The sequence below is a fragment of the Pseudomonas donghuensis genome, assembly GCF_000696345.2.
GTDB lineage: Bacteria > Pseudomonadota > Gammaproteobacteria > Pseudomonadales > Pseudomonadaceae > Aquipseudomonas > Aquipseudomonas donghuensis.
Genome location: NZ_CP071706.1, coordinates 5538899 through 5565656 on the forward strand (window position 1 = coordinate 5538899; position 26758 = coordinate 5565656).

At 62.1% G+C, this 26758-nt stretch carries 20 protein-coding genes and 1 pseudogene; 6 read left to right on the forward strand and 15 right to left on the reverse strand.

Annotation, left to right across the window (positions count from 1 at the left end):
* Positions 1-55: 55 nt before the first annotated feature.
* The 3 genes from BV82_RS25750 to BV82_RS25760 are packed head-to-tail and all read right to left on the reverse strand — an operon-like array spanning position 56 to position 5258.
* Complete coding sequence (locus BV82_RS25750) at positions 56-3103, reverse strand: efflux RND transporter permease subunit (protein ID WP_036994910.1); 3048 nt, start codon at positions 3101-3103, stop codon at positions 56-58.
* A complete protein-coding gene (locus tag BV82_RS25755) occupies positions 3100-4170 on the reverse strand; it encodes an efflux RND transporter periplasmic adaptor subunit (protein WP_036994909.1) in 1071 nt (356 codons plus the stop codon). The genes BV82_RS25750 and BV82_RS25755 overlap by 4 nt, the downstream gene beginning before the upstream one ends.
* Positions 4167-5258 carry an efflux RND transporter periplasmic adaptor subunit gene (locus BV82_RS25760; protein WP_036994908.1) on the reverse strand — a complete coding sequence of 364 codons (1092 nt, stop codon included), beginning with the start codon at positions 5256-5258 and terminating at the stop codon, positions 4167-4169. Before BV82_RS25760 ends, BV82_RS25755 begins: the two co-directional genes overlap by 4 nt.
* Before the next feature lie 189 nt (positions 5259-5447).
* On the opposite strand from BV82_RS25760, the pseudogene BV82_RS25765 reads away from it, so the two are divergent.
* A pseudogene (locus tag BV82_RS25765) lies at positions 5448-5648 on the forward strand (ATP-binding protein); the annotation flags it as partial.
* A gap of 97 nt (positions 5649-5745) precedes the next feature.
* Here the strand turns inward: BV82_RS25765 and BV82_RS25770 are convergent.
* The 7 genes from BV82_RS25770 to BV82_RS25800 all read right to left on the reverse strand — a co-directional run bounded on the left by BV82_RS25770 (position 5746) and on the right by BV82_RS25800 (position 14040).
* Positions 5746-6636, reverse strand: a complete 891-nt coding sequence (locus BV82_RS25770) for an ABC transporter permease subunit (protein ID WP_010221198.1) — start codon at positions 6634-6636, stop codon at positions 5746-5748.
* Positions 6633-7553 (reverse strand): ABC transporter permease subunit, encoded by a 921-nt coding sequence (locus tag BV82_RS25775; RefSeq protein WP_010221197.1) that lies wholly within the window; start codon positions 7551-7553, stop codon positions 6633-6635. Before BV82_RS25775 ends, BV82_RS25770 begins: the two co-directional genes overlap by 4 nt.
* Positions 7550-8692, reverse strand: coding sequence for an ABC transporter ATP-binding protein (locus BV82_RS25780; RefSeq protein WP_010221196.1), 1143 nt, complete (start codon positions 8690-8692; stop codon positions 7550-7552). Before BV82_RS25780 ends, BV82_RS25775 begins: the two co-directional genes overlap by 4 nt.
* A 59-nt stretch (positions 8693-8751) precedes the next feature.
* Positions 8752-9846, reverse strand: coding sequence for a polyamine ABC transporter substrate-binding protein (locus tag BV82_RS25785; RefSeq protein ID WP_010221195.1), 1095 nt, complete (start codon positions 9844-9846; stop codon positions 8752-8754).
* 163 nt (positions 9847-10009) lie between these two features.
* On the reverse strand, positions 10010-11107 hold the full coding sequence (locus BV82_RS25790; protein WP_036994907.1) for a polyamine ABC transporter substrate-binding protein: 1098 nt from the start codon (positions 11105-11107) through the stop codon (positions 10010-10012).
* A 168-nt stretch (positions 11108-11275) separates the two neighbouring features.
* The gene (locus BV82_RS25795; protein WP_010221193.1) at positions 11276-12634 is read right to left on the reverse strand and encodes an aspartate aminotransferase family protein; all 1359 of its coding nucleotides are present in this window, start codon (positions 12632-12634) and stop codon (positions 11276-11278) included.
* Positions 12635-12681: 47 nt separating this feature from the next.
* Entirely contained in the window at positions 12682-14040 is a 1359-nt protein-coding gene (locus BV82_RS25800) for a glutamine synthetase family protein (protein ID WP_010221192.1), read from the reverse strand.
* A gap of 605 nt (positions 14041-14645) precedes the next feature.
* Here BV82_RS25800 and BV82_RS25805 point away from each other — a divergent pair.
* Positions 14646-16022 (forward strand): glutamine synthetase family protein, encoded by a 1377-nt coding sequence (locus BV82_RS25805; RefSeq protein WP_010221191.1) that lies wholly within the window; start codon positions 14646-14648, stop codon positions 16020-16022.
* Positions 16023-16179: 157 nt separating this feature from the next.
* Here the strand turns inward: BV82_RS25805 and argA are convergent, their stop codons facing one another.
* Together argA and argE are read right to left on the reverse strand one after the other, a co-directional pair.
* Positions 16180-17478 (reverse strand): amino-acid N-acetyltransferase, encoded by a 1299-nt coding sequence (gene argA, locus BV82_RS25810; protein WP_036994906.1) that lies wholly within the window; start codon positions 17476-17478, stop codon positions 16180-16182.
* Between the two features lie 115 nt (positions 17479-17593).
* Complete coding sequence (gene argE / locus BV82_RS25815) at positions 17594-18751, reverse strand: acetylornithine deacetylase (RefSeq protein ID WP_010221188.1); 1158 nt, start codon at positions 18749-18751, stop codon at positions 17594-17596.
* A 126-nt stretch (positions 18752-18877) separates the two neighbouring features.
* Here argE and BV82_RS25820 point away from each other — a divergent pair, with 126 nt between their 5' ends.
* Positions 18878-20245, forward strand: coding sequence for a CYTH domain-containing protein (locus BV82_RS25820; RefSeq protein WP_010221187.1), 1368 nt, complete (start codon positions 18878-18880; stop codon positions 20243-20245).
* Positions 20246-20248: 3 nt separating this feature from the next.
* On the opposite strand, the gene BV82_RS25825 is transcribed toward BV82_RS25820, so the two are convergent.
* A complete protein-coding gene (locus BV82_RS25825) occupies positions 20249-20719 on the reverse strand; it encodes an Lrp/AsnC family transcriptional regulator (RefSeq protein ID WP_010221186.1) in 471 nt (156 codons plus the stop codon).
* Between the two features lie 125 nt (positions 20720-20844).
* Here BV82_RS25825 and BV82_RS25830 point away from each other — a divergent pair, with 125 nt between their 5' ends.
* The 3 genes from BV82_RS25830 to BV82_RS25840 all read left to right on the forward strand — a co-directional run bounded on the left by BV82_RS25830 (position 20845) and on the right by BV82_RS25840 (position 23351).
* On the forward strand, positions 20845-21165 hold the full coding sequence (locus BV82_RS25830) for a hypothetical protein (protein ID WP_051636746.1): 321 nt from the start codon (positions 20845-20847) through the stop codon (positions 21163-21165).
* Between the two features lie 81 nt (positions 21166-21246).
* Entirely contained in the window at positions 21247-22944 is a 1698-nt protein-coding gene (locus BV82_RS25835; protein WP_036994904.1) for a GspE/PulE family protein, read from the forward strand.
* 89 nt (positions 22945-23033) lie between these two features.
* Positions 23034-23351, forward strand: a complete 318-nt coding sequence (locus BV82_RS25840; RefSeq protein WP_036994901.1) for a DUF2388 domain-containing protein — start codon at positions 23034-23036, stop codon at positions 23349-23351.
* 43 nt (positions 23352-23394) lie between these two features.
* Here the strand turns inward: BV82_RS25840 and gcvP are convergent, their stop codons facing one another.
* Together gcvP and gcvH are read right to left on the reverse strand one after the other, a co-directional pair.
* Positions 23395-26268 carry an aminomethyl-transferring glycine dehydrogenase gene (gcvP, locus tag BV82_RS25845; RefSeq protein WP_010221182.1) on the reverse strand — a complete coding sequence of 958 codons (2874 nt, stop codon included), beginning with the start codon at positions 26266-26268 and terminating at the stop codon, positions 23395-23397.
* A 79-nt stretch (positions 26269-26347) separates the two neighbouring features.
* Positions 26348-26731: a glycine cleavage system protein GcvH gene (gene gcvH, locus BV82_RS25850; RefSeq protein ID WP_010221181.1), complete on the reverse strand. Its 384-nt coding sequence runs from the start codon at positions 26729-26731 to the stop codon at positions 26348-26350.
* Between the last annotated feature and the right edge of the window lie 27 nt (positions 26732-26758).

The following is a 26758-nucleotide window of genomic DNA, read 5'->3' on the forward strand; positions in this document are numbered from 1 at the left end:
ACAGGGTCTGCATGCACCGGCCCCTGTGGGAGCTGGCTTGCCAGCGATGGCGTAGTCAATGGTGCTGCGGCTCGCGGATCTTGTACCAGGCCACATACAGTGCCGGCAGAAACAGCAGGGTCAGCAAGGTGGCGACGATGATCCCGCCAATCATTGCGTAGGCCATCGGCCCCCAGAACACTTCGCGGGCGATCGGGATCATGCCCAGGCTCGCCGCTGCCGCCGTCAGCAGGATCGGCCGGCGCCTGTGGTTGGTCGCCTCCAGCACCGCGTCCCAGGGTGAATAGCCCTGGGCTTCGTATTCATCGATCTGAGTCACCAGGATCACCGAGTTGCGGATGATGATGCCGATCAGCGCGAGGATCCCCAGAATCGCCACAAAGCCCATCGGCGTGCCGGTCGGCACCAGCGCCAGGACCACGCCGATCAGCCCCAGCGGCGCCACGCTGGCGACCAGGAACAGCTTCTGCACACTGTGCAACTGGATCATCAGGAAGGTGCCCATCATGAACAGCATCAGCGGCACCACCTTGGCGATCGGCCCCTGGGCCTTGCCGCTTTCTTCCACGGTGCCGCCGGTGGCCACGCCGTAACCCACTGGCAGCTTGCTGGCGAAGTCGTCGATCTGCGGCTTGAGCTCGGCCACCAGGTCGGTGGGCTGGATGTCGCCGCGTACCGAAGCCTTGATGGTGATGGTCGGCTTGCGGTCACGGCGCCATACCAGCGGCTGCTCCAGCTCGTAGCGCACGGTGGCGAAGGCCAGCAGCGGGATCGAGGTGCCGTTGGGGGTGACGATCTGCAGGTTCTGCAGGGTCTGCGGCGTGCCACGCTCGCTGTCTTCGGCGCGGGCGATGACGTCGATCAGGTAGATGTTGTCGTTGACCTCAGTCACCGGCGCGCCGCTGACGATGCTGTTCATCACATTGGCCACGTCTTCGGACGACAGCCCGAGCTGGCGCGCCTTGTCCTGGGCGATCTCGACCCGCAGCACCTTGCCCGGCTCATTCCAGTCGTAAATCATCTCGCCAATGTGTTCGTTGCTGTCGAGCAGCGAGGCCAGGGCAATGGCATGTTTGCGCACCTGGTCGATGTCCTTGCCGCTGACCCGGTACTGGATCGGCCGCCCTACCGGCGGGCCCATTTCCAGGGACTGAACGTTGCTGCCGATGCCGACGAAGTCTTCGCGCAGGCGCTTCTGCAGACGCGCCATCAATACCTCGCGCGACGCCAGGCCCTTGCTGACGATCACCAGTTGGGCGTAGTACGGGTTCTGCAGTTGCTGGTCCAGGGGCAGGTAGAAGCGGATCGCACCCTGGCCGATGTAGGTGCTCCAGCGCACGATGTCCGGGTCGCCCTTGAGCGTCGCTTCGAGGCGGTCCACCGCCTTGCGGGTTTCCTCGATCGAGGCGTTCTGCGGCAGGTTGAGGTCGACGAGGATTTCCGGGCGGTCCGAGGACGGGAAGAACTGGTTCTGCACGAAACGCATGCAGAACACCGCCAGCACGAACAGCAACACGGTGCCGATGATGGTCAGCCAGCGATGACGCATGCACCAGAGCAGGCTGTTGCCGAAAGCCTTGCCGATGCGCCCCGGCTCTTCGTCGTGCGGTTTGATCTTGGTGCTGAGAATATGCACGCCGAGCACCGGGGCAAACAGTACCGCCACCACCCACGACACCAGCAGCGCCGCGGCGATCACCGCAAACAGCGTGTAGGTGTACTCCCCCGCCGAGCTGGCGTTGAGCCCGATGGGCACGAAACCGGCCACCGTCACCAGGGTCCCGGTGAGCATCGGGAAGGCCGTCGAGGTGTAGGCGAAAGTCGCCGCCTGCTCCTTGCTCTCGCCCTTTTCCAGGCGCGTGACCATCACCTCGACGGTGATCATCGCATCGTCCACCAGCAAGCCCAGGGCAATGATCAGGGCGCCCAGGGAGATCCGCTGCATGGTGATGCCGCTGTACTCCATGAAGATGAACACCATGGCCAGCACCAGCGGAATCGAGCAGGCCACCACCAGCCCGGCACGCACCCCAAGGCTGACGAAGCTCACCACCAGGACGATGACCACCGCCTCGAACAGCGCGCTGGTAAAGCCGCCAACCGCTTCCTCGACCACCACCGCCTGGTCCGACACGGTGTGCACGCCCACGCCCACCGGCAACTCGGCGATCACACTGTCCATCTTCTTGTGCAGGTCGGCACCGAACGCCTGGATATTGCCACCGGCCTTCATGCCGATGGCCAGGCCGATGGCGGTCTGGCCGTTGTAGCGAAACATCGAGGTCGGCGGGTCGACATAACCGCGCTGGATATCGGCGATGTCGGCCAGGCGGAAGAAACGATCGTTGATGCGCAGGTTGACCGTCTCCAGGTCTTTCTCGGAGGCGAACTGGCCGGTGGTGCGCACCGAGATGCGCTCGGGCCCGGCTTCAATCACCCCGGCCGGGGTCACCGCGTTCTGGCTCTGCAGCGCCTGCAGGACCTGGCGCTGGTCGATGCCGAAGGAGGCCAGCTTGCGCGTGGAGAAATTCAGGTACAGCACTTCGTCCTGAGTACCGATCATCTCGACCTTGCCCAGGTTGGGCACTTCGCGGACTTCGGCGCGCACCTGCTCGACGTAGTCACGCAACTGGCGCATGGTCAGGCCGTCGGCGGTAAAGGCATAGATCGAGCCGAACACGTCACCGAACTCGTCGTTGAAGCCCGGCCCCTGGATACCCTGGGGAAACTCGCCGCGGATGTCCTGGATCTTCTTGCGCACCTGGTACCAGATCTGCGGGATGTCCGCCGCCTTGGTGGTGTCACGCAGGTTGACGTACACCGTCGACTCGCCCGGGCGGGTATAGCTTTTCACGTAGTCGAGGGAGTCCAGCTCTTCGAGCTTCTTTTCGATACGGTCGGTGACCTGGTACAGGGTTTCATCCTGGGTCGCACCGGGCCAGCGGGTCTGGATGACCATGGTCTTGATGGTGAACGAAGGGTCTTCCTCACGCCCCAGGTTCATGTAGGAAAACACGCCCATCAGCAAGCCGACGAACATCAGGTACCAGACAAAGGATTGGTGCTTCAGCGCCCACTCCGACAGGTTGAAGCTTCCTTTCATTGCGGGTCTTCCTCGTCGACTATGACCTTCTGGCCCGGTTTGAGACTGTTCACGCCTGCCGTCACCACCCGCTCGCCGGCCTGCACGCCAGAGGCCAGTACTACGCTGTTGGCGGTCCGCTCAAGCAGCTTTACCTCGCGAGTAGAAACAGTTTTCTGTTGTGGATCGACGATCCATACCCGGGTTTTGGCCTCGCTTTCCAGTAATGCCGATGCCGGTAGTTCGACGCGCGGCGACACCGCCGAAGTCAGGGTGACGCTGATTGCCGTGCCCAGGTGGAATGCCAGTGGCGTATCGGCCAGGGTCAGGCGCGCGCGCCGGGTACGGGTGGCGGCATCGGCCTGGGGCTCCAGCTCTCGCAAGGTGGCAGTGGTGCTGATGCTTGAGTCCAGTTGCGAGGCGGCCAGGAACTTCAGCTCGCCGGAGACCTGCTCGGCCAAGCTGGTGGGCAGGTCGATGACCGCTTCCTTGATGTCCGGGCGGGCCAGGGTCACCACTGCTTGCCCGGCGCTCACGGTTTGCCCGGCTTCGGCCTGCCAGTTGGTGACCACCGCGGCGTGATCGGCTTTCAGCTCGCTGTAGCCGAGCTGGTCGCGGGCCTGCTCGACTGCCGCACGCGCCTGTTCCAGGGACGCACCGGTGGTTTTCAGGTCGGTCTGGGCGATATCCAGCTGGGCCTGGGCGCCCACGCCGCGGTCGAACAGCTGCTGCTGGCGGCGGGCGTTGGCCTGGGCATTGATCCACTGTGCCTGCACTTTGGCCAGGTCGCCTTCGGCGGCGCGCAACTGGTTGCGCTGGTCGGTGGGGTCAAGGCTGGCGAGCACGTCGCCCGGTTTTACCGAACTGCCGACATCCACCCAGCGTCGGGCAATGCGCCCGCCCACGCGAAAACCCAGGGTGCTTTCGTAGCGGGCCTGAATGCTCCCGGCAAAGCGGCCAAGGTTTGCCTGGCTCTGCGGCTCGACCACCAGCGACAACACCGGTCGCACAGGTTCAGGCGCCTCGGCGGGTTTCCCGCAGCCGGCCAGCAGCAGGGCACTGCACAACGTCAGCGTCAGCCTGTTCATTGCGCCACCCCGCTGTCGGTCGTCGGCGCCACTTGTACCTGCATTCCCGGGTTAAGCAATTGACCACCGGCCACCACCACGGTCTCGCCGCCTTTAAGGCCCTCGCCGACCACCACCTTGCCGGTGAGGTAACGGATGACCTTGACCTTCTGCAGGCTGACTTTGTGACCCTCGCCGATCACCCACACGGCCGGGTCATGCAGGTCCTTGGTCAGCGCCGACCAGGGCAGTTCGATACTCGGCCTGCCCTGGGCATCGGCAGTGGCGCTGACTGGCGAGCCCAGTTCCATGCCCGCAGGTACGTTTTTCAAGGCCACCTTGACCTGCACCGTACCGCTTTGCGCCGACACCGTCGGGGTGATTTCGCGCACATAACCCAGGGTCTGGATCTTCGGGTTGTCGACCAGGCGCACGGTAATCGCATGCTCGCTCGGCGGCGCCACCAGCAACGACTCATAGACATTGAACACCGCGTCACGATCGCCATCGCGGGCCAGGCTGAAAATCGGCACCGTGGCCTGGACCACCTGGCCGACTTCGGCCTGGCGCTCGGTGATCACCCCGTCCGCCTCAGCCACCAGCGCGGTATAGCTCAGCTGTTCACGGGCGTTGGCCAGTTGCGCCTGAGCGGCCTTGAGGGCGCTCTGGCTGCTGCGCAAGGCAGCTTCGGCAGAGTCGTACTCGCTTTGGCTGGTATAGCCTTTGGGCAACAGCTTCTGCTGGCGGACAAAGGCGGCGGCAGTCTGGGTCACGCGTGCCTGTTCGGCAAAGACTTCGGCCTTGGCCGAGTCGACGCTGGTCTGCAGGTCCTTGGGGTCAAGGCGGGCCAGGACCTGGTTGGCCTTGATGTGATCACCGACATCGACGCTGCGGGAAACGATCTTGCCGCCCACGCGAAACGAAAGGTCAGTCTGCACCCGCGCCTGGACATCACCGGTCAGGGTTACGGAAGCCGCAAAATCACTGGGTTCAACACGTTGTACACCGACTCTGGGCAGCTCGGCTTCAGCGGTTTTTTGCTCACCGCACCCCGTCAGCACCAACCACCCCCCCAGGCAGACGATCGATAAAGGACGCGACATCGTCATGCAGGCTCCTTGCACGTGCCAGATCTATTTAGGAATGCGAGTGTTAGCGTAGATCAGGGATCCCTTGATCGCTTGTCGGCGTACACAATTCGTTCAACACGCGGAATCGGCGATACTGCCCTCTTTGCCTGAATGGACGCTGCCATGCTGACCACCCTGGCTGTCGCCAACTACCGCTCAATCAATCACTTGCTGCCTGCGCTGGCGCGCTTGATCATCCGCGTGTCGGAGCAGTGTCAGGTGTGGGTGGTGTCACATGCACGGCGCCTGGTGGTGGCGCTGGAACAGGATGCGACCTGCAATTCGATCGTGCTGGAGAAAGTGCTGGGGCAGACCCGCGTTGCCGGTCAGGGGATGCTGGATGAGCCAGCCTGGCATTGGCCGGAGTAAAAACCCGAAGGCCCCATCGCTGGCAAGCCAGCTCCCACAGGGGCTGCTGTACACAGAACCTGTGGGAGCCGGCTTGCCGGCGATGAGGCCCGTCAGATCACGCTGAAACCGGCGCCGGCGCGCGACGCACGTCCGGTTGTTTCCACGAGTCGGCAGCGCTTTCTTCGATCGCCTGCTGGATCGCCCGACGGCGACGCTCTTCGGCCTGGCGGCTGAAGTACCAGACCATGAAAGTCACCAACGACACGCTGAGCAGGATCAGGCTGGCCACCGCGTTGATTTCCGGCTTCACGCCCAGACGCACGGCAGAGAAGACTTCCATCGGCAAAGTGGTCGAACCCGGGCCCGAGACGAAGCTGGCCAGTACCAGGTCATCCAGCGACAGGGCAAAGGACATCATCCCGCCGGCTGCCAGCGACGGTGCAATCATCGGGATGGTGATCAGGAAGAATACCTTCCACGGCCGCGCACCGAGGTCCATCGCCGCTTCTTCGATCGACAGGTCCAGCTCACGCAGGCGCGCCGACACCACCACCGCCACATAGGCTGCGCAGAAGGTGGTGTGGGCGATCCAGATGGTGACGATGCCACGCTCCTGCGGCCAGCCGATCATCTGCGCCATGGCCACGAACAGCAGCAACAGCGACAGACCGGTGATCACCTCGGGCATTACCAACGGTGCGGTAACCAGGCCACCGAACAGGGTACGGCCCTTGAAGCGGGTCACCCGGGTCAGCACGAAGGCCGCCAGGGTGCCCAGCGCCACGGCGGCGATCGCGGTGTAGCAGGCGATCTCCAGCGAGCGCATCACCGAACCCATCAGCTGGGTGTTGTCGAGCAGGCCGACGTACCACTTCACCGACCAGCCGCCCCATACCGTCACCAGCTTGGAGGCGTTGAACGAGTAGATCACCAGGATCAGCATCGGCAGGTAGATGAACAGCAGGCCCAGGACCAACATCAATTTGGAGAAACTGAAACGCTTCATGCCCTGCCCTCCATCTCTTTGGCCTGACTACGGTTGAAGAGCAGGATCGGTACGATCAGGATCGCCAGCATCACTACCGCCAGGGCAGAGGCCACCGGCCAGTCACGGTTGTTGAAGAACTCTTGCCAGAGCACTTTACCGATCATCAAGGTTTCCGGGCCGCCGAGCAGCTCAGGAATGACGAACTCACCCACCACCGGAATGAACACCAGCATACAGCCGGCGATGATGCCGTTCTTCGACAGCGGCACGGTGATCTTCCAGAAGCTGTTGAAGGTGCTCGAACCCAGGTCCGACGCGGCCTCAAGCAGGCTCTGGTCATGCTTCACCAGGTTGGCGTAGAGCGGCAGGATCATGAACGGCAGGTACGAATAGACCACGCCGATATACACCGCGAGGTTGGTGTTGAGGATCTGCAACGGCTGATCGATCCACCCCAGCCACAGCAAGAAGGCGTTGAGCAGGCCGTTGTTGCTGAGGATGCCCATCCAGGCATAGACGCGGATCAGGATCGCCGTCCAGGTCGGCATCATGATCAGCAGCAACAGGACCGTCTGGGCTTCCTTGCGCGCGTTGGCGATGGCATAGGCCATCGGATAGCCGATCAGCAGGCACAACAGCGTGCTGAAGAAGGCCATCTTCAACGACCCCAGGTACGCCGAGATGTAGAGTTCGTCTTCGGTCAACAGGCCATAGTTGGCCAGGTTGAGCACCACTTGCACCTTGTCTTCGACGTAGCTGTAGATCTCGGTATACGGCGGGATCGCCACGTCGGCTTCAGCGAAACTGATCTTCAGGACGATGAAGAACGGCAGCATGAAGAACAGGAACAGCCAGATGAACGGCACGCCGATCACCAGATGGCGTCCCTCGGGCTTTATTCGGTTGACGGCTCGCTTGAGCTTGCGCGCATTCATGACCGCAGTACCACGCCGCTGTCATCCTCCCACCAGACGTAGACCTGGTCGTCCCAGGTCGGTCGGGTGCCCTGGCGCTCGGCGTTGGCGACGAACGACTGGACGATCTTGCCGCCAGGCAGCTCGACGTAGAACACCGAATGGCCGCCCAGGTAGGCAATGTCGTGCACCTTGCCGCGCGACCAGTTGTGCTCGCAGGTCGGCTGCGCGGTGGTCACCAGCAGTTTTTCCGGACGCAGGGCGTAGGTGATGCGCTTGTCTTCCACCGAGGTGGTAACCCCGTGGCCAACGTAGATGTGGCGCTCAAGCTCGGGGCTGGCGATCACCGCGTGGCCTTCGGCGTCGTCGACCACTTCGCCTTCGAACAGGTTGACGTTACCGATGAACTCGCAGACCAGGCGGCTGGTCGGGGTTTCATAGATGTCGATCGGGCTGCCGATCTGGGCGATCCAGCCCAGGTGCATGATGGCGATGCGCTGGGCCATGGTCATGGCCTCTTCCTGGTCGTGGGTCACCATCACGCAGGTCACACCGACCCGTTCGATGATCTCCACCAGCTCCAGTTGCATCTGCGAACGCAGCTTCTTGTCCAGTGCCCCCATCGGCTCATCGAGCAGCAGCAACTTGGGCCGCTTGGCCAGCGAACGGGCCAGGGCCACACGCTGACGCTGGCCACCGGAGAGCTGGTGCGGCTTGCGCTTGGCGTACTGGGTCATGTGCACCAGCTTGAGCATCTCGGCCACGCGGGCGTCGATCTCGGACTTGGGCATACGGTCCTGCTGCAGGCCGAAGGCGATGTTCTGGGCCACGGTCATGTGCGGAAACAGCGCGTACGACTGGAACATCATGTTGATCGGCCGCTCGTAGGGCGGCATATCGGTAATGTCTACGCCATCGAGGAAAATACGCCCCTCGGTTGGTCGTTCGAAGCCGGCGAGCATGCGCAGCAAGGTCGACTTACCCGAACCCGAGCCACCGAGCAGGGCGAAAATTTCGCCCTTCTTGATTTCCAGGGACACATCGTCCACGGCGACCGTTTCGTCGAACTTTTTCGTGACCCGGTCGATTTTGACCAGCACCTGTTTAGGTTGCTGGTCGCCCTCGAGGGCTTTCTTATAGGCACCGGAGGCAACTGCCATTTGTGAAACTCCCAACAAGATTTTTTGCGCCCGCCCCTGCCGTGACGGACCCTGGATTTTTACTTGCCCGACTTGACCTTGGTCCAGCTACGGGTCATCAACCGTTGCACCTTGGGAGGTAGCTCGGAATTGACGTACAACTTGTCCAGCACTTCTTGCGGTGGGTAAACCGCTGCGTCGGTTCGCACGTTCTGGTCCATCAGATCGCCAGCCTTGGGGTTCGGGTTGGCATAACCGACGTAATCACTGACCTGGGCAATAACCTCAGGCTGCAGCAAATAGTTGATGAAGGCGTGGGCCTCTTTGACATTCTTGGAATCCTTGGGGATCGCCAGCATGTCGAACCAGAGGTTGCCGCCTTCCTTGGGAATCGCATAGGCCAGCTTGACGCCCTTGCCGGCTTCTTCGGCGCGGGACTTGGCCTGGAACACATCGCCGGAGAAACCGGCAGCCACGCAGATGTCGCCGTTGGCCAGGTCCGAGATGTATTTGGATGAATGGAAGTAGGTCACGTACGGGCGCACGGCCAAGAGCTTCTTCTCGGCGTCGGCATAATCCTTGGGGTTGGTGCTGTTGGGGTCACGCCCCATGTAGTTGAGTACTGCCGGGAGCATCTCGTCGGCCGAGTCGAGGAAGGCGACCCCGCACGTGGAGAGTTTTTTGATGTTTTGTGGCTCGAACAGCATGGCCCAGGAATCGATCTTGTCGGTACCCAGCGCCGCCTTGACCTTCTCGACGTTGTAGCCGATGCCATTGGTGCCCCACAGGTAGGGGACGGCGTACTGGTTGCCTGGATCGTTTTTTTCCAGGCGCTTCATCAGCGCCGGGTCAAGGTTCGCGTAATTGGGCAGCAGCGCCTTGTCGAGCTTCTGGAACGCGCCCGCCTTGATCTGCTTGCCGAGAAAATGGTTGGACGGCACGACCACGTCATAGCCGGTACGACCGGCCAGCAGCTTGCCTTCCAGGGTTTCGTTGGAATCGAAGACATCCTGCACCGGCTTGATGCCAGTGGCTTTTTCGAAGTCCGCGAGGGTGGTCTGACCAATGTAGTCCGACCAGTTATAAATGTGCACCGTGGGCGCCGCTTGGACGCTGATCGCCAGCGTCAGACCCGCTCCAGCCAGCATGGCCTTGCGAAATACAGAAATAGACAAGTGGGAGGTCCTCACAAATGTGCCCGTGGCAAACGACAGGAATACCTGCCGGATAACCAAACCGGCGCGCAACTTACCTTCGATGCACTCATGCCGCAAAAAAAATTTGTGCTTTCATGCTCCCTGGGCGGGATTTACACCGCGCCCAGGGAGGCAACCAGGTTTACTTGCCCGATTTGATCTTGGTCCAGCTGCGAGTGATTTCGCGCTGGGCCTTGGCACCCGGGTCAGCAATGGCGTACAGCTGCTTCTTCACATCAGCCGGCGGGTAGATGCTTGGATCGCTGGTGATGTCCTTGTCCACCAGGGGAGTCGCCGCCTTGTTGCCGTTCGGGAAGCGCACGGCGTTGGTGATCTCGGCCATGACTTCCGGTTGCATCAGGAAGTCCATGAACTTGTAGGCAGCGTCGACGTTGACCGCATCTTTGGGGATGGCGACCATGTCGTAGAAGGTACCGGCGCCTTCTTTCGGAATGATGTAGTCCAGCTTGACCTTGTCACCGGCCTCGTGGGCACGGGCCTTGGACTGCTCCAGGTCACCCGAGTAACCCACGGCCACGCAGATGTTGCCGTTGGCAAGGTCGGAGATGTACTTGGAGGAGTGGAAGTAGCCGACCGACGGACGGATCTTCAGGAACAGGTCTTCGGCGGCTTTGAGGTCTTCCTTGCTGGTGCTGTTGGTCGGCTTGCCCAGGTAGTGCAGCGCCGCCGGGATCATTTCGGTCGGAGCGTCGAGGAAGCTCACACCGCAGCTCTTGAGCTTGGCGATATTCTCCGGCTTGAACACCACGTCCCAGGAATCGATCTTGTCGATACCCAGCGCGGCCTTGACCTTCTCCGGGTTGTAGCCGATGCCGATGGAGCCCCACATGTACGGGAACGCATGTTTGTTGCCCGGGTCGCTGGCATCACCAACGGCCTTGAGCAGGTCTTCGTCGAGGTTCTTCCAGTTCGGCAGCTTGGACTTGTCCAGCTCCTGATAGACACCGGCCTTGATCTGCTTGGCCAGGAAGTTGTTCGACGGCACTACCACGTCGTAGCCAGACTTGCCTGCCAGCAACTTGGCCTCGAGGGTCTCGTTGCTGTCGAAGACATCGTAAACGACCTTGATACCGGTCTGTTTTTCGAACTTGGCGACAGTGTCCGGTGCGATGTAGTCGGACCAGTTATAGACGTGCAGTACTTTGTCATCCGCGTGAACAGCACTGGCCATGGCGCCCATCAGGGACATAGCCAACAACGTCTTGCCCAATTTCTTCATGCGTAATGCTCCAGAATTTTTATTTAGCCATCTGTTCAGCGGCCGGCTTATTCGGCGCAAGCTCCGAGCGACTGAAACAGTCGTTAGTCTGGCAAGTTACAAGGCGCTCTTTCAAGGAAAGAGGCGCCTTGAAACTCATTGATGCCATTACGCTAGCCTAGCACTTGGCTAGTTCAGCGCTTCGAGCGTCAGGTCCAGGCATTTGCGCGCCTTTTCCACCAGCTCGTCGATCTCTGCATGACTGATCACCAGCGGTGGCGCGATGATCATGGTGTCGCCCACAGCGCGCATGATCAGCCCGTTGTCGAAGCAGAACTGTCGGCAGATCATGCCCACACCCCGGCCTTCGTAACGCGCACGGGTGGCCTTGTCCTTGACCAGCTCGATGGCACCGAGCATGCCCAGGCCACGCACTTCGCCCACCAGCGGGTGATCGCTGAGCTCACGCAGACGCTTTTGCAAATACGGTGCCGTTTCTTCCTGAACCCGCTCGATGATCTTCTCGTCGCGCAGGATCCGCAGGTTTTCCAGGCCCACCGCCGCCGCCACCGGGTGGCCGGAGTAGGTGAAGCCGTGATTGAAGTCGCCGCCTTCGCTGAGCACCTTGGCCACTTCGTCACGCACGATCACACCGCCCATGGGGATGTAACCGGAGGTAAGACCCTTGGCGATGGTCATCAGGTCGGGCTTGAGGTCGTAGTAATCGGAACCGAACCACTCGCCGGTGCGACCAAAGCCACAGATCACTTCGTCGGCAATGAACAGGATCTCGTACTTGGCGAGGATTTCCTTGATCTTCGGCCAGTAGGTGTCTGGCGGAATGATCACCCCGCCGGCACCCTGAATCGGCTCGGCGATAAAGGCGGCGACGTTGTCTTCGCCGACTTCGAGGATTTTCTTTTCCAGCTGCTCGGCGGCCCATACGCCGAATTCGTCCGGGGTCATGTCACCGCCTTCGCCGAACCAGTACGGCTGCGGGATATGCACGATGCCCGGCAGCGTCCCGGCCTGCGCATGCATGCCGCTCATGCCACCCAGGGCGGCACCGGCCACGGTGGAACCGTGATAACCGTTGATGCGGCCAATGATCACCTGTTTCTGCGGCTTGCCCTTGAGCGCCCAGTAGTGGCGGACCATGCGCAAGTTGGTGTCGTTGCCTTCAGAACCGGAACCGGTGAAGAACACATGGGTCATGCCCTTGGGCGCGACGTCGCAGACGGCTTTGGCCAGCTCCAGTGCCGGTGGGTGGGCAGTCTGGAAGAACAGGTTGTAGTACGGCAGCTCGCGCATTTGCTTGGCGGCCACTTCAACCAGCTCTTCACGGCCGTAACCGACCGCCACACACCACAGGCCCGCCATGCCATCGAGGATCTTGTTGCCCTCGCTGTCCCACAGGTGCACGCCCTCGGCTTTGGTGATGATCCGCGGCCCCTTCTCTTTCAGCTGTTTATAGTCACTGAAAGGCGCCAGGTGATGCTCACTGCTAAGGGTTTGCCACTCACGGGTTTGCGGGTTGTTGACGCTCATGTGCTTCTCCGTTTGTTGACGGCCGCGGTCCTGCGGCTCCGGGTTGATCAGACCGCAAACAGCAGGAACTCACGTTCCCAGGAGCTGATTACGCGTTTGAAGTTTTCATGCTCGGCGCGCTTGGTGGCGACGTAGCCGGCAATGAATTTCTTGCCCAGGTAAGGTTCCAGCGCCTGGCAGTTCTCCATGCGCTCCAGGGCGTCCTCGATGGTCAGCGGCAGGCGCAGGTTGCGCCGCTCATAGCCACGCCCCTGCACCGGCGCACTTGGCTTGATGCCTTCGACCATGCCGATGAAGCCGCACAGCAGGCTGGCGGCGATCGCCAGGTACGGGTTGGCGTCGGCGCCTGGCAGGCGGTTTTCGACCCGGCGATTCTGCGGCCCGGCATCCGGTACGCGCAGGCCCACGGTACGGTTCTCTTCGCCCCACTCGACGTTCACGGGTGCCGAGGTGTCGGGCAGGAAGCGGCGGAACGAGTTGACGTTCGGTGCGAACAACGGCAACACCACCGGAATGAACTTCTGCAGGCCGCCGACGTGGTTGAGGAACAGCTCGCTCATGCTCCCGTCTTCGTCCGAGAAGATGTTCTTGCCGGTACGCACGTCGATGATGCTCTGGTGCAGGTGCATGGCGCTGCCCGGTTCGCCGGTCATCGGCTTGGCCATGAAGGTGGCAGCAACGTTGTGCTTGAGCGCAGCCTCGCGCATGGTGCGCTTGAACACCAGGATCTGGTCGGCCAGCGACAGGGCGTTGCCGTGACGGAAGTTGATCTCCATCTGCGCCGTGCCGTCTTCGTGGATCAGCGTGTCGAGATCAAGGTTCTGCAGCTCGCACCAGTCGTAGACGTCCTCGAACAGCGGATCGAATTCGTTGGCGGCTTCAATAGAGAACGACTGCCGGCCGGTTTCCGGGCGCCCGGAGCGGCCGATTGGCGGCTGCAGGGGGAAGTCCGGGTCTTCGCAGCGCTTGGTCAGGTAGAACTCCATCTCTGGCGCCACGATCGGCTGCCAGCCCTTGTCGGCATAGAGCTTCAATACCTTCTTGAGCACGTTGCGTGGCGACAGCTCGACCGGGTTGCCCTGCTTGTCGTAGGTGTCGTGGATCACCTGGGCGGTCGGCTCGATGGCCCAAGGTACGAGAAACACCGCGTTCTCGTCGGGGCGGCAGATCATGTCGATGTCAGCCGGGTCGAGTAGTTCGTAATAGATGTCGTCATCGACATAGTCGCCGGTCACGGTCTGCAGCAGCACGCTCTCGGGCAGGCGCATGCCTTTTTCGGCGATGAACTTGTTGGTCGGCGAGATCTTGCCACGGGTGATACCGGTGAGGTCGCTGATCAGACACTCGACTTCGGTGATCTTGTGTTCTTTCAACCAATCGGTGAGCTGGTCGAGGTTGCTACTCATAAATACCTCAGGAGGTAAATGTCTGGACAGACGTCAGGACGATACCCGGAGTGGGCCGTCCCAGACATTCTGGATGCCCTACGGGGCTAAAGCAAAAGTCAGACGCAGGGTGGCCGCGACGGGCAGTTCCCGCAAGGCTGACGAGCCCGCTATAGTGATGGCAGAGGTAATTCGAAGCAGCGTCGGCAGCAGGCAGGACGCCCGGGCCGTCAATTATTTCAGCCGGGGCGCAAGGTGCTAGCGCATGGCGCAAGCCACCCGCGAGGAACGCGTGCAAACCGTTCTGTGAACGGCGGGCGATGATGCCGGTTGTCGGCAGGCGTGACATGTAACCCCCGGTATTATTGGTGTTATGGGTTGCCACCGAGCTTAGCCTTGTTCATTTTTTTACACAACACCCCCGTAAAAAATAGAACACGGCCCGCTCAAGATCGCCGTTACCGTACGAAAGCAGCCCTTGTCGGCGCCCCCAATTGCAGCAAAAATGCCGCTTGAGGGCCATTTTAGGGCATCATGGGGTTGGCTTGACTTCAGCAAGGCTTTCCGATTGACTGAACCTGCAAGCCCCCATTGATTGATATTTTTAACAACAAAGGTGTTGCATCATGTCGGTACCCCCGCGTGCCGTTCAGCTTAACGAAGCGAACGCGTTCCTTAAGGAACATCCTGAGGTTCTCTACGTTGACCTTCTGATTGCAGATATGAATGGTGTGGTGCGCGGCAAGCGCATCGAGCGCACCAGCCTCCACAAGGTTTACGAGAAAGGCATCAATCTGCCGGCCTCCCTTTTCGCCCTGGATATCAACGGTTCGACCGTCGAAAGCACCGGCCTTGGCCTGGACATCGGCGATGCCGACCGCATCTGCTATCCAATCCCCGATACCCTGTCCAACGAGCCCTGGCAGAAGCGCCCGACCGCGCAACTGCTGATGACCATGCACGAGCTCGAAGGCCAACCGTTCTTCGCTGACCCGCGGGAAGTCCTGCGCCAGGTCGTGAGCAAGTTCGACGAGCTGGGCCTGACCATCTGCGCCGCGTTCGAGCTTGAGTTCTACCTGATCGACCAGGAGAACGTGAACGGCCGTCCGCAACCGCCGCGCTCGCCGATTTCCGGCAAACGCCCGATCTCGACCCAGGTGTACCTGATCGACGACCTCGACGAGTACGTCGATTGCCTGCAGGACATCCTCGAAGGCGCCAAGGAACAAGGCATTCCTGCCGACGCCATCGTCAAGGAAAGCGCCCCGGCGCAGTTCGAAGTCAACCTGCACCACGTTGCCGACCCGATGAAGGCCTGCGACTACGCGGTACTGCTCAAGCGCCTGATCAAAAACATCGCCTACGACCATGAGATGGATACCACCTTCATGGCCAAGCCCTATCCGGGCCAGGCGGGTAATGGTCTGCATGTCCATATCTCGGTGCTGGACAAAGATGGCAAGAACATCTTCACCAGCGAGGATCCCGAGCAGAACGCCGCACTGCGTCACGCGATCGGCGGTGTGCTCGAGACCCTACCGGCGTCGATGGCGTTCCTCTGCCCGAACGTCAACTCGTACCGCCGTTTCGGTGCCCAGTTCTACGTGCCGAATTCGCCAAGCTGGGGCCTGGACAACCGTACCGTGGCCCTGCGCGTGCCAACCGGCACGCCGGACGCCGTGCGCATCGAACACCGCGTAGCCGGTGCCGACGCCAACCCGTACCTGCTGATGGCCGCCGTGCTGGCCGGTGTTCACCATGGCCTGACCAACAAGGTCGACCCGGGCGAGCCGACCGAAGGCAACTCCTACGAGCAGAACGAACAAAGCCTGCCGAACAACCTGCGTGATGCACTGCGCGAGCTGGACGACAGCGAGATTCTGGCCAAGTACATCGACCCGAAATACATCGATATCTTCGTGGCCTGTAAAGAGAGCGAGCTGGAGGAGTTCGAACACTCCATCTCCGACCTTGAGTACAACTGGTATCTGCATACCGTGTAACAGCGGTTGGATGCTGGAATGAAAAACGCCGTCGGCCCCTGAGTCGACGGCGTTTTTTATGGCCTCATCGCTGGCAAGCCAGCTCCCACAAGTGCTGTGTACACCGGACCTGTGGGAGCTGGCTTGCCAGCGATGGGCCGCAAGGCAGCCCCAAAGGCTACAGCGCTTTTTCGAAGATCTTCGAGTTACGCTGATAGTTGTACAGCGAGGCCCGCGCCGCCGGCAGCCGCTCGACCCCACTGGGCACAAAGCCGCGCTCGCGGAACCAGTGTGCCGTCCGGGTCGTCAGCACGAACAGGGTGTTGAGCCCCATCTCCCGCGCCCGCGTCTCGATCCGTTCCAGCAACTCATCACCACGCCCACCATGGCGATACTCAGGGTTCACCGCCAGGCACGCCAGTTCGCCCGCCTCAGAATCGGCAATCGGGTACAGCGCCGCACAGGCGATGATCATGCCTTCGCGCTCGACCACGCTGAACTGCTCGATCTCGCGCTCCAGCACCTCGCGCGAGCGACGCACGAGGATGCCTTGCTCTTCGAGCGGGCTGATCAGCTCGAGCAAGCCACCGACATCCTCGATCGCCGCCTCACGCACCTTTTCAAACTGCTCCTGAGCCACCAGGGTGCCGCCGCCATCACGGGTGAACAACTCGGTGAGCAAGGCACCGTCTTCGCCATAGCTGACGATATGGCTGCGCGCCACACCACCACGGCAGGCTTCGGCGGCGGCATCGAGCAACTCGCCCTGGTAATCGCTGCCCAACCGCTGCAGGTGCGCCGGCACCTGTTGTGGACGCAGCTCACGCACCAGCCGGCCCTGTTCATCAAGCAGGCCGCGCTCGGCGCCGAACAGCAGCAGCTTGTCGGCACCCAGTTCGATGGCGGCGCGGGTGGCGACGTCTTCACAGGCCAGGTTGAAGATTTCGCCGGTAGGCGAGTACCCCAACGGCGAGAGCAGGACGATGGAGCGCTCGTCGAGCAGACGGTTGATGCCCTTGCGGTCGACCCGGCGCACTTCGCCGGTGTGATGGTAATCAACACCTTCGACCACGCCGATCGGCCGTGCGGTGACCAGGTTGCCAGCGGCCACGCGCAGGCGCGAACCCTGCATCGGCGAGGCGGCCATGTCCATCGACAGGCGCGCCTCGATGGCGATGCGCAGGTGGCCGACGGCATCGATCACGCATTCCAGGGTGGCGGCATCGGTGATGCGCATGCCGCGGTGGTAGTGCGGGGTCAGGCCACGGGAGGCCAGGCGGCTTTCGATCTGCGGACGCGAACCATGGACCAGCACCAGGCGTACGCCAAGGCTGTGCAACAGCACCAGGTCGTGGACGATATTGCCGAAGTTGGGGTGCTCGACCCCGTCACCGGGGAGCATGACCACGAACGTGCAGTCGCGGTGGGCGTTGATGTAAGGCGAAGCGTGACGCAGCCAATTGACGTATTCGGGCATAACCGGAGAGCCTGTAGAAAATAGGGACAAGAACGGGAAAGCACACAGCGCTCGAAGGGTTATCGTCGGAACAGGCTTGGCGTCACGCGCAATCTCCTCTGCAAAACGGTTCAACTCAGCGGGCAATTACCGGGCTGAGGCAATAATGTTCGATCAACTCACGCAATAGACGCACAGTAGGCTGCAAGCGTGACATTTCAAGGTATTCACCCGGCTGGTGGGCACAGGCGATGTCACCGGGGCCGAGCACCAGGGTCTCGCAACCCAGGCGCTGAAGATAAGGCGCTTCGGTGCCAAAGGCTACCGCTTCGGCGCGATGACCGGTAAGACGTTCGGCTACCCGTACCAGTTCCGCATCGGCGGCCTGCTCGAACGGCGGCACTTCGGGGAACAGCGGCGCATAGTCGATGCGCACCTGGTGCTGCTCGGCCAGTGGCGCCAGTTTTTGCCGAATGGCACTGCGCAGCACCTCCGGGTCCATACCCGGCAGCGGGCGCAGGTCGAATTCCAGGGCGCACTGGCCACAGATGCGGTTGGGGTTGTCGCCGCCATGAATACAGCCGAAGTTCATCGTCGGCTGCGGCACGCTGAACTGGGCGTTGTTGAATGCCTTCTGCCATTGCCGGCGCAGGTTCATCAGCTCGCTCATGACCTGGTGCATGGCCTCCAGGGCGCTATGGCCCAGGCTCGGGTCGGACGAGTGGCCACTGCGCCCGAGAATGTCGATGCGCTCCATCATCACCCCTTTGTGCAGGCGGATCGGCTTGAGCCCGGTCGGCTCACCGATCACGGCCGCACGGCCCAGGGGCCGCCCGGCCTCGGCCAGGGCACGGGCGCCGGCCATCGAGCTTTCTTCGTCGCAGGTGGCGAGAATCAGCAGCGGTTGCTTGAAGTCATGGGCAAGCAATGGCTGCACGGCTTCGATGACCAGGGCAAAAAAGCCCTTCATGTCGCAACTGCCCAAGCCTACCCAGCGGCCGTCGACCTCGGTCAGCTTGAGCGGGTCGGTCTGCCACAGCTCGGGGTCGTACGGCACCGTGTCGCTGTGCCCAGCCAGCACCAGGCCGCCCGGGCCGCTGCCATAGCTTGCCAGCAGGTTGAACTTGCCCGGGTTCACCTGCTGAATGTCGCAGGCAAAACCCAGGTCCCCCAGCCAGCCGGCCAGCAGGTCGATCACCGCGCGGTTGGACTGATCCAGAGCAGGCTGGGTACAACTGACCGACGGCGCGGCGATCAGGGCGGCGAACTGCTCTTTGAGCGATGGCAATGGCATGCGCTTTCTCCTTGGGCGAAGCTCATCATAGGGCCATCCGGCACCGGGAATAAACCGCCGTGAGCCGACTCCTGTACACTGCACCCCCAAGACGCTCCCTGTCATTCGAGCCTGGATTACCCAGCAATGCATAAAGAAACCGAAATCAAACTGCGGGTCAGCCGCGAGACCCTCGCCGCCCTGCGTGAACACCCATTGCTGAACAAGCGCAACAAGTCCGGGTGGCAAAGCCGCGAACTGCTCAACCAGTACTTCGATACCCCGGAGCGCGACCTGGCCGCCGCCAAGGTTGCCCTGCGCCTGCGCCGCGACGGCGATGTGGTCATCCAGACCCTCAAGACCCGCGGCCAGAGCGTCGCCGGCCTGTCCCAGCGCAACGAGTTCGAATGGCAGTTGCCCAAGGCCAAGCTCGACCTGAAAAAACTCGACGCCGAGTGCTGGCCGGAGCAACTGGCCGATGTCGACAAAAAAACCATCAAGGCGCTGTTCACCACTGACTTCACCCGTGAATACGCAGAAATCGCCTGGGGCCGCGGCAAGGCCAAGGTGGTGATCGAGGCCGCACTGGACCTCGGCACCGTGGTTGCCGGCAAGCACAAGGAAGAAATCTGCGAGCTGGAGCTCGAGTTGCGCGAAGGCGCCCCCGAAGCCCTGCTGGAGCTGGCCGCCGAGCTGTCGGCCAAGTTGCCGCTGATGCCGTGTGACATCAGCAAGGCCGAGCGCGGTTATCGCCTGCTCGACGCCGGCAGCTACGCCCTGAGCCTGCCGGCCGCCGAACTGAACGCCCAGATGTCCCTCGACGACGCCTTCGCCGCACTGGCCTGGCAGTTGCTCGGCAGCAGCCAGCGCCTGGCCGAACAGTACCGTTTCAACGGCCACTGGCGCCTGCTGCAGGACTGGGTCGACAACCTCTGGGAACTGCGCGCCCTGGCCAGCAGCCTCGGCCAGGCCGGCCCACGCGCCAGCACCCGCGAGCTGCGCAACAGCCTCGACGCCCTGCTCGAAGACTGGCGCCCGCTGGTATTGGCCGGTATTGACGATGAAGACGTACGCCGTGCCGCACCCGAGCAATTCGCCGAAGAGTTGCTGGATACCCGCTGGGGCCAGTTCTCTCTGGAGACCTCGCGCTGGCTGCTGGCCCGCGCCTGGACCGTCGAGCGCAACAAGCGCGGCGACCGCCAGGGCGCCGCACAACTGGCCAACTGGCTGAACGTGCTGCTGGCCGAAGAAGCCAAGGCCCTGAACCTGCCGCTGTACCATCGCCAGCCGGAAGACCTGGCCGAGCAGCTGCCGCGCATCGAACGCCTGCTGGCATGGCTGCACCACGCCCGCCAGGTGCTGGAGAGCCCGGATCTGGACCGCCTGTTCGGCGAGCTGAACAAGTTGCACGAACTGGCCAACCTGCCAATCAGCGACGAAGTGCTCGAAGCCCGCGTCCACCAGGCCATGGCCGTGTTCCAGAGCCGTGGCTGGAAGCACCTGCTGCGCAAGTAAGGCTCAAGGCAGTACCGGCAGACTCGTCGTGGACTTGATTTCGGACAAGGCCACGGTCGAGTTGACCTCCTGGATCCCCGGCACCATCGACAGCTTTTCGAAGAAGAACCGTTCGTAGGCTTCGATGTCCGGGGTGACAATACGCAGCAGAAAGTCCACTGCGCCCATCAGTACATAACACTCCAGCACTTCCGGAAAGCCGCGGATCGCCTCGGTGAACTCGGTGAAGTTGGAGCGCCCGTGGGCGTTGAGTTTGACCTCGGCGAAAATCTGCGTGTTCAAGCCGATCTTCTTGCGATCCAGCAGGGTCACTTGGGCGCGAATCACCCCCTCCTCTTTCAAGCGCTGGATGCGCCGCCAGCAAGGCGATTGCGACAAGCCCACGCGCTCGGCGATCTGCGCACTGGAGAGCGAGGCGTCGTCCTGCAACAAGGCCAGGATGCGCCGGTCATAGGCGTCCAACTCGCTATGCATGATTATTTCTCCAAAATGGATAGCTACGAATTGAATTATTCAATAAGTGGCAATATTGCACGATCATAGAGAAGAAATACCCTGACCTGCATGTAAAAATTTCTCCACTTTCTTCGGAGAATCCCATGAGCGCTCTCGAACGGCTGGACAGCCCCCTCACACCCTTGCGCACCGATGTCTGGGCCGCCAGCAACGCGCACAGTGATGTCTGCTACCAACTGCAGGTAGAGGCCGAGCCCGACAGCCTGTGCCGGGTGCTCAACCTGTTTGCCCTGCAGTTCCTGGTGCCGCATCGGCTGAATGTCGAGCAACAGGATGACCTGCTCAGTGTCGAGATCGGCATCAGCGGCCTGAGCTGGCACCGCGCCGAGCTGATTGCACAAAAAATGCGCAACCTGATCTGCGTAACCGAGGTGCAGTTGAGCCAGCCCGGTAAAGCCTGGTAACCCTTGTTCTCGCGAAAGGCTCAGCTCAGCGGCTAACCTTGCTCAGGCCACCACTGTCGGCGGCGCGGCAAGGAAGCCCGCATGACCAACCCCAATGAAGATCGCTGGCTTGACCTCGACACCTTGCTTGCCGAGTTGCTCGCCGAACAACGCATCAGCGCGGTCGATCGCAGCAACTGCACACCGCTGCAGCACGACCAGCACCCGCTCGAATGGATCGCCAGCCAGCAGCTTGCCGACCTGCGCAATCCCGGCCAATGCCTGGACCTGGACGCCTTGTGCCAGTGGCAGGCAAAGCAGGCTGGCCAGCCTTACCTGCGTATCGATCCCCTGGAGACCGACCTTGCCCGGCTCACCGGCCTGATGTCCGCGGCCTTCGCCAGGCGTCACGGCATCCTCGCGGTGGCCGCCGATGCCAGCGGTGTCACCGTGGCCAGCGCGCAGCCCTATGTCCGCGCCTGGGAGGCGGACCTGGCCCAGGCGCTGCAACGGCCGATCAAGCGGGTGCTGGCCAGCCCCGTGCAGATCCGCCAGCTCAGCCAGACGTTCTTCCAGGTCGCCCAATCGGTCAGCGGCGCCAGTCAGCAACAGTCGGTACCGATCGCGGCGGGCAATCTTGAACAATTGCTTGAAGTCGGCAGCCGCGCCAACGAGGTTCAAGCCAACGATGCGCATATCGTCAGCATCGTTGACTGGCTGTTGCAGTACGCCTTCGAACAGCGCGCCAGCGATATCCACCTCGAACCGCGACGTGAACAGGGCCAGTTGCGTTTTCGCATCGACGGCATGCTGCACCCGGTCTACCAGTTCCCGGCGCCGGTGACCCTGGCGGTGGTCAGCCGCCTGAAAAGCCTGGGGCGCATGAATGTCGCGGAAAAACGCCGCCCCCAGGATGGCCGGATCAAAACCCGCCTGCCCGATGGCGAGGAGGTCGAGCTACGGCTGTCGACCCTGCCCACCACGTTTGGCGAAAAGCTGGTGTTGAGAGTCTTCGACCCGCAGCTGCTGCACCAGGACTTTGCCCAACTGGGCCTCGGCGCAGCCGACCTCAAGCGCTGGCTGGCCATGCTCGGCCAGCGCCACGGCATCATCCTGGTCACCGGGCCCACCGGCTCGGGCAAGACCAGCACCCTTTACGCCAGCCTCAAGCACCTGGCCACCCCGCAGATCAACCTGTGTACCGTCGAAGACCCGATCGAAATGGTTGAACCCACGTTCAACCAACTACAAGTACAACCGGCCATCAACCTGGACTTTGCCGCCGGTACCCGGGCGCTGCTGCGCCAGGATCCGGATGTCATCATGATCGGCGAGATACGCGACCTGGAAACCGCTGAAGTGGCGATCCAGGCCGCCCTGACCGGGCACCTGGTGCTCTCGACCCTGCACACCAACGATGCCTGCAGCGCTATCACCCGCTTGCTGGAACTGGGCATTGCGCCCTATCTGCTTAAAGCCAGCCTGATCGGGGTCATGGCCCAGCGCCTGGTACGCACCCTGTGTGACCATTGCAAGGCCGCGCCAACAGCGCCGATGCACAGCCATCAAGCGGTGGGCTGTGGTGAATGCCGGCAGACCGGGTATCACGGTCGCAGTGCGATCTTCGAACTGCTGGGCATCAGTGATGCACTCAAAGCTCGAATCGAGCCCGACCTCGATCTGCTCGCCTTGCGCCGACTGGCGCTTGATGAGGGCATGCTCAGCCTCAAGCACAGCGGCGCCGAGAAGGTTGCCGCAGGGCAGACAACCGAGGCCGAAGTGCTTCGCGTCATCGCTTGAAGCAGGTGCCAAACCTTTATCTGGCCAGGGAACTAGATCCACATAAACCCAATCAAAGGCCCCAGTTCACCTCAGTTGGAGTCACCTTAATGCGTTTCAAGTTTGCAGTCGCAACCCTTGCCCTGCTCTCCCTGCCGGTTGGATCTGCCATGGCCGATACCTTCTGGCGCAACGTCATCTCTTCCGGCGCCACCACCGCGTCCTCTTACCTGACCTCCAAGGACCACAAGCTGGTCGTGGCTGCCCAGGATGATGCCGGCAGCTTTGTCGCCAGCGAAGGCGCGATTCGCGGCCCGTACCTGGAAGCGGCGATGCAGAAAGTCCGCGCCGACAACCCGGGCCTGAAAGTCAGTGACATGGAACTGGCCAATGCGATCCTGGCCAAGAACGCGGTAGCCAGCGAGTAAACTGTGGGAGCGGATGAATCCGCTCCCACCTCCTACCAAAGCCTCAGCGGTAATCATCCACCGGCACACAGGCACAGAACAGATTCCGGTCGCCATACACGTTGTCGACCCGGTTCACCGCCGGCCAGTACTTGTGCATCCGCGCATGGGCACTGGGCGCCACGCCCTGGGCAATGCTGTAGGGCCGCTCCCACACGCCCAGCACATCCTCAAGCGTATGCGGCGCATGCTTGAGCGGATTATCTTCTGCCGGCCAGTTACCTTCCTGAACTTCGCGGATCTCGGCACGAATGCTCAGCATTGCCTCGACAAAGCGATCCAGTTCGGCCTTGGATTCGCTCTCGGTCGGTTCGACCATCAAAGTGCCCGGCACCGGGAATGACATGGTCGGTGCATGGAAGCCGTAGTCCATCAAACGCTTGGCCACATCCTCTTCGGAAATGCCGGTCAGGGCTTTCAGCGGACGCAGGTCAAGAATGCACTCATGTGCCACCCGCTCGTTTCGGCCGCGATAAAGCACCGGGAAGGCACCGCCCAACTGCTCGGCCAGGTAGTTGGCCGACAGTATCGCCACCTCACTGGCATCGGCCAGTTGCGGGCCCATCATGGCGATGTACATCCAGCTGATCGGCAAGATGCTCGCGCTGCCCCAGGGCGCAGCGCTGACCGCCGTGTTTTGCGGGTCCGGGCCGGGCAGCGGGACCACCGGATGGCTGGCCACAAAAGGCGCCAGGTGCGCCCGCAGACCAATCGGGCCCATGCCCGGGCCACCGCCGCCATGGGGAATACAGAACGTCTTGTGCAGGTTCATGTGCGACACGTCGGCACCAATATCCGCTGGCCGCGCCAAGCCGACCTGGGCATTGAGGTTGGCACCGTCCATGTACACCTGGCCGCCGTGCTTGTGGATAACTTCGCAGATCTCGCTGATGCCCTCTTCGTACACGCCGTGTGTCGATGGATAGGTGGCCATCAGGCACGACAGCTTCTCGCCGGCTGCTTGCGCCTTGGCCTTGAGGTCGGCCAGGTCGACGTTGCCGGCCTGGTCGCACTCGACGATCACCACCTGCATGCCGGCCATCTGTGCAGAGGCCGGGTTGGTGCCGTGGGCCGAGGCCGGGATCAGGCAGATATCGCGCTGGGGCTGGTGACGGCTGCGGTGATACTTGGCGATTGCCATCAGCCCGGCGTACTCGCCCTGGGCGCCAGAGTTGGGCTGCATGCAGATGGCATCGAAGCCGGTGATCGCACACAACCAGCTTTCCAGTTCGTCGATCATCGCCTTGTAACCCTGCACCTGTGCAGCCGGCGCAAAGGGGTGCAGCAGGGCAAAACCGGGCCAGGTGATCGGAATCATCTCGCTGCTGGCATTAAGTTTCATGGTGCACGAACCCAGCGGGATCATCGACTGGTTCAGCGCCAGGTCCTTGTTCTCCAGCTGCTTGAGGTAACGCAGCATCTCGGTTTCGCTGTGGTGCAGGTTGAATACCGGGTGGCTGAGAAAGGCCGAGCGCCGCACCAGCGCCGGCGGAATGCCTTCAGGCTGCGCCAGGGCATCCAGTGCGGCGATATCCAGGCCATGGTCGGCACCGAGGAAGATATCGAACAGGCGCATGACTGTGCTTTCATCGCAGGTCTCGTCGAGGCTCACGCCCAGTTGCCCACGGCCGAGAATCCGCAGGTTGATCTGCGCCGCCTCGGCGCTTTCGATGATTGCCGTCTGGCTACCGCCGACGTCCAGGGTCAGGGTGTCGAAGAAGTGTTCGTTGAGCCGCTTGATGCCCTTGCTCTCCAGGCCCGCAGCGAGGACGAAGGTCAGCGCATGCACGCGCTGGGCAATGCGTTGCAAGCCTTCCGGGCCGTGGTACACCGCATAGAACGCAGCGATGTTGGCCAGCAGTACCTGGGCGGTGCAGATGTTGGAGTTGGCCTTCTCGCGGCGAATGTGTTGCTCACGGGTCTGCAAGGCCATGCGCAGCGCAGTGTTGCCGCGGGCATCCTTGGACACGCCAATGATGCGCCCGGGCATGGCCCGCTTGAACTCGTCCCGACAGGCAAAATACGCCGCATGCGGGCCACCAAAGCCCATGGGCACGCCAAAACGCTGGGACGAGCCGAGCACCACGTCGGCGCCCTGCTCGCCCGGCGGCATCAGCATCACCAGGCTGAGCAGGTCGGCCGCTACGCAAGCCAGCGCCTGCTGGGCATGCAACTGCGTCACCAGCGGGCGCAGGTCGCGCACTTCGCCATGGGTGTCGGGGTACTGCAGCAGAGCCCCGAATACCTGGTACTTGGCGAGGTTATCCACAGCGTCGATGACCAGCTCAAAACCGAAGCCCTCGGCACGGGTCTGCAGCACCGAGAGGGTTTGCGGGTGGCAGTGTTCATCAGCGAAGAACACATTGCTTCTCGACTTGGCCACGCGCTTGGCCAGGGCCATGGCTTCCGCCGCAGCGGTGGCTTCGTCGAGTAACGAGGCGTTCGCCAGGTCAAGGCCGGTGAGGTCGATGATCATCTGCTGGAAATTGAGCAAGGCTTCCAAGCGGCCCTGGGCAATTTCCGGTTGATACGGGGTATAGGCGGTGTACCAGCCCGGGTTTTCCAGGACGTTACGCAAAATGACAGTGGGGGTGACGGTACCGTGGTAGCCCATGCCGATCAGGCTGGTCCACACCTGGTTCTGCTCGGCATACCCCTTGAGCCTGGCCAGGGCGGCCTGCTCATCGAGGGCATCAGGAAGCTCCAGCGGCCGGTTCAGACGGATGCCCGGCGGCACGGTCTGTTCGATCAGCTCGCGGCGGCTGCCAACCCCGAGGGTGGCGAGCATGGCCTGCTGCTCCGAGGCATCGGGCCCCAGGTGGCGACGCAGGAAAGGATTGCGGTCTTGCAGTTGGCTCAGGGACGGCGACTGGGACATAGCGGCTCTCTCTTCCTCGACCAAGCCTCGGGCGCTGGAGGCATATTGAGTCTAGGAAGAGATTGCCGCTTGCGTGAAACTATTCGCCGATGGCGGCTTTGTAACCGGCGGCGTCGAGCAGTTTGTCCAGCTCGGCCTTGTCGCTTGGCTTGAGCTTGAAGATCCAGCTGTCATAGGGCGCGGAGTTGAGCGACTCGGGGCTGTCGGCCAGCGCCTCGTTGACTGCGATCACTTCACCGCTGACCGGTGCGTAGATGTCCGAAGCGGCCTTGACCGACTCGACCACGCCCGCCGCATCGCCGGCAGCGAAGACCTTGCCAATTTCCGCCAGCTCGACGAACACCACGTCACCCAGGGCTTCCTGGGCATGGTCGCTGATCCCGACAGTCACGGTGCCATCGGCTTCCAGCCGGGCCCACTCGTGGCTTTCGGCAAAACGCAGGTCGGCGGGGATATTGCTCATCATTGTTGTCCTCGATTGGGTCAGCGG

Excerpts from the sequence above, each read along its gene's own strand:
- BV82_RS25750 (WP_036994910.1), bottom strand. The coding sequence starts at position 3,103 with ATGAAAGGAAGCTTCAACCTGTCGGAGTGGGCGCTGAAGCACCAATCC.
- BV82_RS25755 (WP_036994909.1), bottom strand. The coding sequence starts at position 4,170 with ATGAACAGGCTGACGCTGACGTTGTGCAGTGCCCTGCTGCTGGCCGGC.
- BV82_RS25760 (WP_036994908.1), bottom strand. The coding sequence starts at position 5,258 with ATGACGATGTCGCGTCCTTTATCGATCGTCTGCCTGGGGGGGTGGTTG.
- BV82_RS25770 (WP_010221198.1), bottom strand. The coding sequence starts at position 6,636 with ATGAAGCGTTTCAGTTTCTCCAAATTGATGTTGGTCCTGGGCCTGCTG.
- BV82_RS25775 (WP_010221197.1), bottom strand. The coding sequence starts at position 7,553 with ATGAATGCGCGCAAGCTCAAGCGAGCCGTCAACCGAATAAAGCCCGAG.
- BV82_RS25780 (WP_010221196.1), bottom strand. The coding sequence starts at position 8,692 with ATGGCAGTTGCCTCCGGTGCCTATAAGAAAGCCCTCGAGGGCGACCAG.
- BV82_RS25790 (WP_036994907.1), bottom strand. The coding sequence starts at position 11,107 with ATGAAGAAATTGGGCAAGACGTTGTTGGCTATGTCCCTGATGGGCGCC.
- BV82_RS25795 (WP_010221193.1), bottom strand. The coding sequence starts at position 12,634 with ATGAGCGTCAACAACCCGCAAACCCGTGAGTGGCAAACCCTTAGCAGT.
- BV82_RS25800 (WP_010221192.1), bottom strand. The coding sequence starts at position 14,040 with ATGAGTAGCAACCTCGACCAGCTCACCGATTGGTTGAAAGAACACAAG.
- BV82_RS25805 (WP_010221191.1), top strand. The coding sequence starts at position 14,646 with ATGTCGGTACCCCCGCGTGCCGTTCAGCTTAACGAAGCGAACGCGTTC.
- argA (WP_036994906.1), bottom strand. The coding sequence starts at position 17,478 with ATGCCCGAATACGTCAATTGGCTGCGTCACGCTTCGCCTTACATCAAC.
- argE (WP_010221188.1), bottom strand. The coding sequence starts at position 18,751 with ATGCCATTGCCATCGCTCAAAGAGCAGTTCGCCGCCCTGATCGCCGCG.
- BV82_RS25820 (WP_010221187.1), top strand. The coding sequence starts at position 18,878 with ATGCATAAAGAAACCGAAATCAAACTGCGGGTCAGCCGCGAGACCCTC.
- BV82_RS25825 (WP_010221186.1), bottom strand. The coding sequence starts at position 20,719 with ATGCATAGCGAGTTGGACGCCTATGACCGGCGCATCCTGGCCTTGTTG.
- BV82_RS25830 (WP_051636746.1), top strand. The coding sequence starts at position 20,845 with ATGAGCGCTCTCGAACGGCTGGACAGCCCCCTCACACCCTTGCGCACC.
- BV82_RS25835 (WP_036994904.1), top strand. The coding sequence starts at position 21,247 with ATGACCAACCCCAATGAAGATCGCTGGCTTGACCTCGACACCTTGCTT.
- BV82_RS25840 (WP_036994901.1), top strand. The coding sequence starts at position 23,034 with ATGCGTTTCAAGTTTGCAGTCGCAACCCTTGCCCTGCTCTCCCTGCCG.
- gcvP (WP_010221182.1), bottom strand. The coding sequence starts at position 26,268 with ATGTCCCAGTCGCCGTCCCTGAGCCAACTGCAAGACCGCAATCCTTTC.
- gcvH (WP_010221181.1), bottom strand. The coding sequence starts at position 26,731 with ATGAGCAATATCCCCGCCGACCTGCGTTTTGCCGAAAGCCACGAGTGG.